At 70.4% G+C, this 10394-nt stretch carries 8 protein-coding genes; 4 read left to right on the forward strand and 4 right to left on the reverse strand.

Annotated elements, in window-relative coordinates:
• Positions 1-144: 144 nt before the first annotated feature.
• The 3 genes from QOZ89_RS14580 to QOZ89_RS14590 form a co-directional block, all read right to left on the reverse strand.
• Positions 145-615: a DUF456 domain-containing protein gene (locus QOZ89_RS14580; protein ID WP_083419965.1), complete on the reverse strand. Its 471-nt coding sequence runs from the start codon at positions 613-615 to the stop codon at positions 145-147.
• 493 nt (positions 616-1108) lie between these two features.
• Positions 1109-2353, reverse strand: a complete 1245-nt coding sequence (locus QOZ89_RS14585) for an ammonium transporter (protein ID WP_071053739.1) — start codon at positions 2351-2353, stop codon at positions 1109-1111.
• Between the two features lie 429 nt (positions 2354-2782).
• Positions 2783-4135 (reverse strand): ABC transporter substrate-binding protein, encoded by a 1353-nt coding sequence (locus QOZ89_RS14590; RefSeq protein ID WP_241842373.1) that lies wholly within the window; start codon positions 4133-4135, stop codon positions 2783-2785.
• Positions 4136-4629: 494 nt separating this feature from the next.
• Here QOZ89_RS14590 and dnaN point away from each other — a divergent pair, with 494 nt between their 5' ends.
• The gene (gene dnaN / locus QOZ89_RS14595) at positions 4630-5820 is read left to right on the forward strand and encodes a DNA polymerase III subunit beta (protein ID WP_071053740.1); all 1191 of its coding nucleotides are present in this window, start codon (positions 4630-4632) and stop codon (positions 5818-5820) included.
• Here dnaN and QOZ89_RS14600 read toward each other — a convergent pair.
• Positions 5769-6794, reverse strand: coding sequence for a LysR family transcriptional regulator (locus QOZ89_RS14600; RefSeq protein ID WP_198543593.1), 1026 nt, complete (start codon positions 6792-6794; stop codon positions 5769-5771). The two genes, dnaN and QOZ89_RS14600, sit on opposite strands and share 52 nt — an antisense overlap.
• An 86-nt stretch (positions 6795-6880) precedes the next feature.
• Between QOZ89_RS14600 and QOZ89_RS14605 the strand changes: the two genes are divergently transcribed.
• Genes QOZ89_RS14605 through QOZ89_RS14615 form a run of 3 tightly spaced genes read left to right on the forward strand, consistent with a single transcriptional unit; the run spans position 6881 to position 10247 of the window.
• Positions 6881-7552, forward strand: coding sequence for a succinate dehydrogenase cytochrome b subunit (locus tag QOZ89_RS14605; protein WP_312624027.1), 672 nt, complete (start codon positions 6881-6883; stop codon positions 7550-7552).
• Between the two features lie 2 nt (positions 7553-7554).
• Positions 7555-9501, forward strand: coding sequence for a fumarate reductase/succinate dehydrogenase flavoprotein subunit (locus QOZ89_RS14610; protein ID WP_071053743.1), 1947 nt, complete (start codon positions 7555-7557; stop codon positions 9499-9501).
• Positions 9498-10247 carry a succinate dehydrogenase/fumarate reductase iron-sulfur subunit gene (locus QOZ89_RS14615; protein ID WP_071053744.1) on the forward strand — a complete coding sequence of 250 codons (750 nt, stop codon included), beginning with the start codon at positions 9498-9500 and terminating at the stop codon, positions 10245-10247. Before QOZ89_RS14610 ends, QOZ89_RS14615 begins: the two co-directional genes overlap by 4 nt.
• Positions 10248-10394: the final 147 nt, after the last annotated feature.

Genomic DNA, 10394 nt, shown 5'->3' on the forward strand with positions numbered 1-10394 from the left:
GGCGAAGCCAGCGCGGCCGAACGTCCGCCAACAGTCTCAGACCGGGCGACGACCGGCCCGGCAGGCTCATTCTGCCGTCTGACCGCCGCGGCGCCAGCGAGGGTGGCCAACCGCGTGCCGAGAGTGACCGGGGTCTCAGGCGCCCTAGAGGACGAGGGCGGCGATGAGCCAGGTGAGGGCCGCGAGGACGCCGGCGGCCAGCTCGAGGACGAGGCCGATGCCGATCGCGACAAGGGCGGCCCAGGTCGAGCCGAGGGCCGCCCGCCAGTCCTTGAGCCGGACCGCCTCCGCCAGGTAGATGCCGAGCAGACCGCCGATCAGCAGGCCGAGCACCGGGATCGCGAAGAAACCGATGATGGCGCCGACGACACCGAGAAGCAGCGTCGTCGGCGGCGCGCCCCGGCCCGCGGTGGCCTTGGCCGGCAGCACGTACTTGGCCCCCGTGCCAAGGGCGGCCAGCACCACCATCACCGCGAAGACCGCCCAGCGCGCTCCGCCGCCGTCGGCGATGGTCCACCACAGCCCAGCACCGAGGATGATCAGCAGTCCGGGCAGCACCGGCAGGACGACCCCGATCAGGCCGACGGCCATGAGCACGCCGACGACCACCTGCATGCCGACACTCAACGTGCGACCTCCGGGGCCAGGGACAGCCAGCGCATCGTCGGGCCGTCGTCCGCGGAACCTACCCATCCCAGCACGGATATCCCAGAACGGGTGGCGGCACTCAGACCGACGGGTAACCAGCCAAACTCCGCCCACCGCCGCCGTGCGGCCCACGATCCGTAACCGACGTGGGCGCGAGTTCGTCCTGGCGAGCTGTTCGCCCAACCCGGCCACCCGGTCTCAATTGTCCATGAGCCGACGTGGGCCGACATCATCCTGGCGAGTCACCCGCCCAACTCCGCCACACTGGGTGACGGCGCTTTGGCGCAGCGCCAAAGCAACCACGTCCCTGGGCTGGATCCAGACCGGCCACCGCCATATGCCTCGGCCCCGAACCACGTGGGGAGCAGGGTTCCTGCCGGATCGACGGAGCTTGCGGAGTCGATCTGGGAGGTTAGGCTCAGCGCCCGAAACGAGGCGAGCGCGTTCAGCGCCTCGCTCGCTAGAAGTCGTAGGCCCGCTCGCCGTGCAGGGCGATGTCCATGCCCTCGCGCTCCTCGTCGACGGACAGCCGTATCCGGACGAACATGCGGATCACATAGCCGATGATGAGGGTGGCGACGAACGAGTAGCTGACGACCGCGGCGACCGCGAGCCCCTGCTTTCCGAGCAGGTCGAACCCGCCTCCGTAGAAGGCGCCGTCTTCGCCGCCGGTGTCGGACGAGCCCCAGAAGCCGATCAGCAGCGCGCCGAGGCTGCCGCCGACGAGGTGGACCGCGCCGACGTCGAGTGCGTCGTCGATACCGACCTTGCCCTTGATCCCGGTGACCGACGCGCACACGATGCCGGCGATGAAGCCGATGAAGATCGAGCCGACAGGCGTCACGTAGCCGGCCGCCGGCGTGATCGCGACCAGGCCGGCGACCGCGCCGGAGGCGGCGCCCAGGGTGGTCGCGCGTCCGTCACGCAGCTTCTCGGTGAGGATCCAGCCGAGCAGCGCGCAGGCGGTGGCGGTGTTGGTGTTCATGAACGCGAAGCCGGCGAGGGTGTTCGCCTTCAGCGCGGAACCGGCGTTGAAGCCGAACCAGCCGAACCACAGCAGACCTGCGCCGAGCAGGACGAACGGCACGTTGTGCGGCCGGAAGTTGCCGTCCGGCCAGCCGCGCCGTTTGCCGATCACGATGGCGATGGCGATGGCCGCGGCGCCGGCGTTGGCGTGCACCACCGTCCCACCGGCGAAGTCCTCGGCACCGTGCTCGAACAGCCAGCCGGTCGGGGAGAAGACCCAGTGCGCGACCGGCGCGTACACCAGGGCGGACCACAGGACGATGAAGGTCGCGAACGGGCCGAAGCGGAACCGGTCCGCCGGTCCGCCGGTGATCAGCGCCGGGGTGACGATGGCGAACATCAGCTGGAACGCGGCGAAGACGATCGGCGGGATGCTCTGTGCGAGCGGGCCCGCGTACCCGGGTACCTGCTCGTTCATGTGCTGCAGCCCGGCGAAGTGCAGCCCGCCGAAGTAGGCGTTCTGGCCGCCGAAGGCGATGCTGTAGGTACAGGTCACCCACAGCAGGCTGACGATCCCCATACAGAAGAAGTTCTGCATCAGCATGCCGAGGACGTTCTCCACGCGGACCATTCCGCCGTAGAAGAACGCCAGACCGGGCGTCATCACGAGTACGAGCGCGGAGCTGGCCAGCAGCCACGCGGTATCTCCGGTGTCGAGCGCGCCGACGTCGAACGGCATGTCCCGCCTGTCCTGAGGCTTGAGGGGATTCGGTGGCGACCGGCCTCCTGGACGGCGCGGTACCGGATCATCACACCGGCAGGAGACCCAAGGGGGCAGGTTGCGCACCAGCCGTTCCGATGTGGTGTCGTATCTATTTCCGTGGTGTTACGACAGAGATTTGGGCTGGGTTTGTCTTGACCGTCGGTGGGTGGTGTGCATTGCGGGTGGCGTGGTTGCTCGTCCGGCCGTCTGGCGGTGAGGGGCGGTCACTGTCTGTGGTGCGTCGGGTGGGTGACCCACGTCACCGGGTGGGCGCCGCGGACGGCCCGTGGCTGGCTGGCGGCGCCGGTCGTGCCGGGCCGCGCACCCGCCACGCAGTGTCAGTGACGTACATATCGACGTACATATCACTGAGTATGTCTCAAGGGTGCCGTCGTTCCGGCCGGGTCAGCGCGCGACCGGCTGACCACAGCGCGGGAGCGGGTCGACCGGGGTGAACTGCGTCCCGTCCGGGTTGACCTGGACGAAGGCGAGGCAACGAGTGAGCTTGCCGAAATCGGCCCGGAAGTCGATCGGCTGCGTGAGCAGCCCGTCGGCGGTGTAGCCGCGTACCGCCCGCAGCGCAGCGATGAAGCCGGCACGAGTCGGGCAGTCGCCTGACACCTGCAGGCCGCGCAGCATGATGTCGGCCGAGATCCAACCGGACAGGGCCGCCTGCTGGGTGGCCGGCTGCGTCTCAGGGGCATAGCGCGACATCGCCTCCAGGAACTCGCGGTGTGCCGGACGGGCCGCCTCGAACGGCAGGAAGTCGGCGACGAAGTACGCCCCCGCGATGGTCGCCTTGAACACGTTGAGCATTCGCTGGTCGTAGCCCGCCGGCGAGAGGATCACCTGGAGGTTCGCCTGGGCGCCGCGGGCGGCCAGCACCGACTGCCCGAAAGATGTGCCGGTGACCGTGCCGACGAGGACGTCCGCGCCACTGTCCTTGATCTTGCGGCCGAGGCCCTCGAAGTTGATCGGCGCGGTCGCGTCCACCGTCGCGACCACCTCGATACCGGCCGCCTTCAGGCTGGCGGTGAGTTCCGCGGCGACGTCCAGCGATGTCTCGGTGTACTGGGAGACGACCATGACCGCGCTGTGCCCGCCATGGGCGGCGACGAAGTCGCCATAGGTGGACACCGATCCCGATTCCGACAGCAGGTTCGAGTAGCTGAACATGTTGTCGTAGATCGTCCAGGGCTCTTCCAGCGACGTCCCCGTCACCGGTATGCCCTTGCTGTGTAGGAACTCGGCAGATCCGCTGGAGGCCGAGGTGGACTCGAGGATGGCGAAGGCTCCTCGGTCGACCAGCGCCGTCGCGCCGGCGAGGTTTGTCCTCGGGTCGGACGCGTCATCCTCCCAGTCGTAGATCACCTGACGGCCGTGGACGCCGCCGGCGGCGTTGGCGACGCCCAGCCGGGCGTCCACCCCGGCGCGGAACGACCCGAACAGCGACTGGGCGCTGCCGGAATCCGGGAAGAGCAGGCCGAGCCGAACATTGCCGGCGGTGACGCCGGGTGACCCGCACGCGCCGCCGACCTGCGCGGAGCCGGTCTCGCCGGACGTCCCGCAGCCGACGAGGGCGCCCGCGGCGGCGAGAAGCAGGGCGGCGAGCGCGCAAGCCCGGAGCCGGCGGGTGGGCCGGCGGGCCGCGGCTGGGCGGCCCGGATGTCGATGGTCGGGAGGTCGACGGCCCGTGGGCTGGCGGTTCGAGGGCTGGCGGGTCAGGGATCGGGACGGGTGGTCCAGGCTCGTCCTCACATCCCTCACAATGGCCCGAATCGTGCCGCCGTGGTGCGGATCTGTAGGGATCGTGATGTCAGAGCGCCGTCAAGTGTGCCTCTGGTGGTAGTCCTTTGGCTTCTGTCAGCTTTCACGCTGTGGTTGAGGAGTGGAACTGGTCGACTAGGGGAGCCGCGATCGGAGCTTTCGATGGCGACCGTTCGCGGTCGCCGGCCCGCGGCCGTCGCGCCGCACTTGCCCGCCTTCGGCCGGCGAGCGGCGGCGGTCGCCGTGAGCGCCGCCCGCGCTCGTGCGGCCGCCATGGGTGGACCGGGCGCGTATGGTGGCGCAGCGTGGTCACGGGATGCTGCCGGCGACACGGGCGATATACCGGGAAATCGGCTCGTGACACGGCAGGATCCCAGCATGACAGTCGGCTTGGCGAAGGCCGCCCCGAGGATCGCTCCGTGAGGACAGCCCGGTGAGGATGGCATCGTGAGGACGGCACCATACGGCGCCATGAGGACGGGGTCGTGAGGGTAACGGTGCCGCGCGCGGAGTTCGCGGAGGCCGCCGGATGGGTGGCGCGCCACCTGCCGGCGCGGACGGTGCCAGGGCCGGCGGTGGGCGGCGGAGTGCTGATGGACGCCGCGGACAGGTTGACGCTGTCCGCGTTCGACTACCAGGCGGCCGTGACCGCGACCGTGGACGTGACGGCGACGGTGCCCGGCAGGGCGCTGCTGCCCGGTCGGCTGGTCGCCGAGATCATGCGTAGCCTGCCCGACGAGTCCGTGCGGTTCAGCGTCGACGAGGGCTGGCTGCTGGTGCGTGCCGCCGGCGCCCACTACCGGGTGCCGACCCTGCCGCTGGACGACTACCCGGCGCTGCCCGCGTTCCCGCCGCCGGTCGGCCAGGTGGACACGCTCGGCTTCGCCGCGGCCGTCAGCCAGGTCGTCCCGGCGGCGGCCAAGGACGAGACGTTTCCGGTGCTCACGGCGCTGCGGCTCGAGTTCACCGGCCGCGGCCTCACACTGGTCGCCACCGACCGCTACCGCCTCGCGGTGCGCACGATCCCGTGGCAGCCCTCGGTGCGGGCACCGGAGGCGGTGGCGCACGTGCCAGCCCGCATGCTTTCGGATCTCGCCCGGATCCCGACCGCCGCCTCCCGGCTCGCGCTCGGCCTCGGCGCGGACGACGACGGCGGCCCGCGGTTCGGGTTGTCGACCGGGTCGCGCCGGGTGGTGGTCCGGCTTGTCGACGGGACGTTCCCGCACTACCGGCGGCTGTTTCCCGAATCGGTGCCGCTGTTCGCGAGCGCCCAGGTCGCTCCGCTCGCGGCGGCGATCCGACGGGTGTCGGTGGTCGCGCCGCGCACAGGCCCTGTCGTGCGGGTCACGCTCGCGGCGGGCACCCTGACCGCGGACGTCGGCCCGGACACGGGCACCACGGCCGCGAGCGAGTCCGACCCGCTGGGTATCGCCTCGGCCACCGACTCGGTGCCGATCGACTACAACGGGCCCGACCTGGTCGCCTGGTACAACCCCAACTACCTGCTGGACGGGCTGGGCGCGGTCGACGGCGACGAGGTGACGATCGGCTTCGCCTCGACAGACCCGGACGAGGCCGCCAGCTCACCGGCCATCCTCACCGGCAAGGACGACCACGGCTACCGCTACGTCCTCATGCCGGTCGTGCGATCGGGTGGTTCCGCGGGACCGGAGTAGATGTTGGGGGCGGGGTGGACGCCAGGGGGGAGCATGTCGGCCGCCGCCGCGTTGGCGACGAAGTCGACGAGGGTGGCGCGCAGCTCGCGGGCCGCCCTAGGCGGCTCGACGTCGCGCCGGTGGGCCAGGCCGATCGTTCGGTGCAAGCCGGGAGGGGCGAACGGCGTCGTCCGCAGCGGCTGCCGGAAGGCCACCATGCTCGGGATCACGGCGATCCCGAGGCCCGCCATCACGAAGCCGCAGACGGCGTCCATCTCGCCGCCCTCGACGGCGAACGTCGGATCGAACCCGGCGGCCCGGCACGCGCCCACCGTGAACTCGCGCAGGTCGTAGCCCCGGCGGAACATCACCAGCGGGCGGTCGCGCAGGTCGCTCACCGCCATGCGGGTGGCGCGCACCGGCGGCGGGCCGTCGGGGGAGGAGATGACAACGAGGTCCTCGCGCAGTAGCGGCGTGGTGGCCAGCGCCGGGTCACTGCCCTGCAGCGGCAGGATGATCAGCGCCAGGTCGAGCGCGCCGACGGCGAGCTCGCCGACGAGGTCGCGCGAGCCGCCCTCCTCGACGAGCAGCCGGATGCCCGGGTAGCGCTGGCGGAACAGCCGCAGCACCTCGGGCAGCATCCCGGTGCACAGGCTCGGGGTGGCGCCGACACGGACCTTCCCGCGGCGCAGGTCCGTCAGCTCCTGGACCTCGCGGCGGGCGGTGTCGGTGTCCGCGAGGATCCGCCTGGCCAGCGGCAACAGCGCCTCACCGGCCGCGGTGAGTGTGATATTCCCCCTAGCCCGGTTGAACAGCGGGCTACCGAGCTCGGTCTCCAGCGCCCGGATCTGCGCGGACAGTGACGGCTGGGCTACGTGAACGCGTGTAGCGGCCCTGGTGAAGTGCTTTGTCTCGGCCACAGCGACGAAGTAGGCCAGCTGATGCAACTGCACACCCAGACGATAGTCCTGGGCTATTGACACGAGCACTTTCATGTCTTGGACCGGGGGCTTGACGGTCCGTACGTTGCTCACTCGTGGCAGTAGCGACCCCGGCGACCCGGGTAGGGCGCACCTCGGCCGTGGCGACCCTATGGCGATCGAACATCGGCAAGAAGGCAGTGATGGCCGTCACAGGCATCCTCATGCTGCTCTTCCTCATCCTCCATATGGCGGGCAATCTCAAGATTTTCTTTGGCAGGGATGACTTCGACTCGTATGCCCACTGGCTGCGCACGATCGGCAGCCCGGTTCTGCACAACGCCTGGTTCCTCTGGATCCAGCGGTTCGTGCTCCTGGTCGCCATCGCGCTGCACGCCGTCAGCGCCTACCAGCTGAGCAGGCGGGACCTGAAGGCACGCCCGGAGAAGTACGCCCACCGGCTGCGCCCGACCGCGAGCTACGCCACCAACACGATGCGCTTCGGCGGCATCATCATCGGCCTGTTCGTGATCTACCACATCCTTGACCTGACCGCGCTGGTCGCGAACCCGAACGGGGTCGAGGGCGCCGCCTACGACAACGTCGTCGCGGACTTCTCGCACTGGTACATCGCGCTCGCCTACATCGTCGCGATGCTCGCGCTGTGCCTGCACATCGCGCACGGCTTCTGGAGCGCGGCGCGCACCCTCGGGGCCGTCACCAGCGCCACCCGCGCGACCGCGTACAAGGCGACCGCCGGCGTGCTCGCCGTCGTGATCACGCTCGGCTTCCTGTCTGTCCCGATCGCCGTCATGGCCGGTTTGGTGGATTGAGCATGTCTGACACGTTCGGATACACGGTCGGCACGGATCTCGCCGACAAGGCCGCCCCGGACGGCCCGATCGAGACCCGCTGGAGCCGGCGCAAGTTCGAGGCGAAGCTGGTCAACCCGGCCAACCGCCGCAAGCACCGGGTCATCGTCGTCGGCACCGGTCTCGCCGGCGGCTCGGCCGGCGCGACGCTGGCCGAGCAGGGCTATCACGTCATCCAGTTCTGCTTCCAGGACTCGCCGCGCCGGGCCCACTCGATCGCCGCACAGGGCGGCATCAACGCGGCGAAGAACTACCGCAACGACGGCGACTCGGTCCGCCGGCTGTTCTACGACACGATCAAGGGCGGCGACTTTCGCGCCCGCGAGTCGAACGTGCACCGGCTCGCCGAGGCCTCGGTCCAGATCATCGACCAGTGCGTCGCCCAGGGCGTCCCGTTCGCCCGCGAGTACTCGGGCCTGCTCGACACCCGCTCGTTCGGTGGGGTCCAGGTACAGCGCACGTTCTACGCCCGGGGCCAGACGGGCCAGCAGCTGCTGCTCGGCGCGTACCAGGCGCTGTCGCGGCAGATCGACGCCGGCAACGTCGAGATGCACGCCCGCACCGAGATGCTCGACCTGGTCGTCATCGACGGCCGGGCCCGCGGCATCGTCGCCCGTGATCTGGTCACCGGCGAGGTCTCGACCTACATGGCCGACGCGGTCGTGCTCGCCACCGGTGGCTACGGCAACGTCTTCTACCTGTCGACGAACGCCAAGAACTCCAACGCGAGCGCGATCTGGCGGGCGCACAAGCGCGGCGCGTATCTCGCCAACCCGTGCTACACCCAGATCCACCCGACCTGCATCCCACGCTCCGGCGACTACCAGTCGAAGCTCACCCTGATGAGCGAGTCGCTGCGCAACGACGGCCGGATCTGGGTGCCGAAGAACCCGGGCGACACCCGCAGCCCCGACGTGATCCCCGAGGACGAGCGCGACTACTACCTCGAGCGGATCTACCCGGCGTTCGGCAACCTGGTCCCGCGCGACATCGCGTCGCGCGCGGCCAAGAACGTCTGCGACGAGGGCCGCGGCGTCGGCCCCGGCGGCCTCGGTGTGTACCTGGACTTCGGCGACGCGATCCGGCGCCTCGGCGAGGCCAGCGTCCGCGAGAAGTACGGCAACCTGTTCGACATGTACCAGCGGATCACCGGCGAGAACCCGTACAAGGTCCCGATGCGGATCTACCCGGCGATCCACTACACGATGGGCGGGCTGTGGGTCGACTACGACCTGCAGTCGACGATCCCCGGCATGTTCGTGATCGGCGAGGCGAACTTCTCCGACCACGGCGCGAACCGCCTCGGCGCCTCGGCGCTCATGCAGGGCCTCGCGGACGGCTACTTCGTGCTGCCCCCCATGCTGGGCAACTACCTGGCGTCCAACAAGCTGGCCCCCGTCGACGCGTCCGCTCCGGAGGCGGTCGCGGCGCACACCGAGAGCACCGAGCGGCTCGCGAAGCTGCTCGCGGCGGACGGCGACCGGACCCCGGACTCCTTCCACAAGGAGCTCGGCGAGCTGCTCTGGGACAACTGCGGCATGGCCCGCAGCGACGCCGGCCTGCGCAAGGCGCTGGGCCGGCTGACCGAGCTGCGCGAGGAGTTCTGGTCGCGGGTCAAGGTCCCGGGCACCGGCGCCGAGCTCAACCAGTCGCTGGAGAAGGCGAACCGGATCGCGGACTTCATCGAGTTCGGCGAGCTGATGTGCCTGGACGCGCTGCACCGCGCCGAGTCCTGCGGCGGGCACTTCCGGGAGGAGAGCCAGACCCCGGACGGCGAGGCGCTGCGCGACGACGACAACTTCGCCTACGCGGCCGCCTGGGAGTTCACCGGCGTCGGCAGCCCGCCCGTGCTGCACAAGGAAAACCTCGAGTTCGACGAAGTGCACCTCGCCCAGCGGAGCTACGCATGAAACTCACCCTGCGCATCTGGCGGCAGAGCGGTCCGAACGCCCAGGGCACGCTCGTCGACTACGTGCTGGACGACGTCAGCCCGGAGATGTCGTTCCTGGAGATGCTCGACGTCCTCAACGAGAAGCTCATCCTCGATGGGGACATCCCGGTCACCTTCGACCACGACTGCCGCGAGGGCATCTGCGGCGCCTGCGGCATGGTGGTCAACGGCGCGCCGCACGGCCCGCAGACCCTGACCACCACCTGCCAGCTGCACATGCGCACGTTCTCCGACGGCGACACCATCGTCATCGAGCCGTGGCGGTCGGCGGCGTTCCCGGTGGTCAAGGACCTGATGGTGGACCGGTCGGCGTTCGACCGGATCATCCAGGCCGGCGGCTACGTCAGCGTCACCACCGGCAGCGCGCCGGAGGCGAACACCCAGCTGGTGCCGAAGCCGGACGCGGACCTCGCGTTCGAGAACGCCGAGTGCATCGGCTGCGGCGCCTGCGTCGCGGCCTGCCCGAACGGCTCGTCGATGCTGTTCGTCTCGGCCAAGGTCTCGCACCTCAACGTGCTGCCGCAGGGCCAGCCGGAGCGCGAGTCCCGGGTGGTGGGCATGGTCGAGCAGATGGACGCCGAGGGCTTCGGCGGCTGCACCAACACCGGCGAGTGCACCAACGCCTGCCCGAAGGGCATCCCGCAGGCGAGCATCGCCCGGCTCAACAAGGAGTACCTGCGCGCGTCGCTGACGCACCGCCGGTAGTGCCCGCGCGAGGTCGCGCGGGCGGTCACCAGCCGTGCGACCCCGCCCGGCGGAATGGCCCGGTCATCCTCCGTGGAGTGGCGGGGGGGGGGGGGGGGGGCGCGCGCCCCCCCCCCCCCCCCGGCGGCGCACCGGGGGGGGGGCCGG

This window comes from Pseudofrankia coriaricola (assembly GCF_032027725.1).
Lineage (GTDB): Bacteria > Actinomycetota > Actinomycetes > Frankiales > Frankiaceae > Pseudofrankia.

What these genes read in the sequence shown, in the direction of transcription:
- QOZ89_RS14580 (WP_083419965.1), bottom strand. Translation starts at nt 615, where the DNA reads ATGCAGGTGGTCGTCGGCGTGCTCATGGCCGTCGGCCTGATCGGGGTC.
- QOZ89_RS14585 (WP_071053739.1), bottom strand. Translation starts at nt 2,353, where the DNA reads ATGCCGTTCGACGTCGGCGCGCTCGACACCGGAGATACCGCGTGGCTG.
- QOZ89_RS14600 (WP_198543593.1), bottom strand. Translation starts at nt 6,794, where the DNA reads ATGAAAGTGCTCGTGTCAATAGCCCAGGACTATCGTCTGGGTGTGCAG.
- QOZ89_RS14610 (WP_071053743.1), top strand. Translation starts at nt 7,555, where the DNA reads ATGTCTGACACGTTCGGATACACGGTCGGCACGGATCTCGCCGACAAG.
- QOZ89_RS14615 (WP_071053744.1), top strand. Translation starts at nt 9,498, where the DNA reads ATGAAACTCACCCTGCGCATCTGGCGGCAGAGCGGTCCGAACGCCCAG.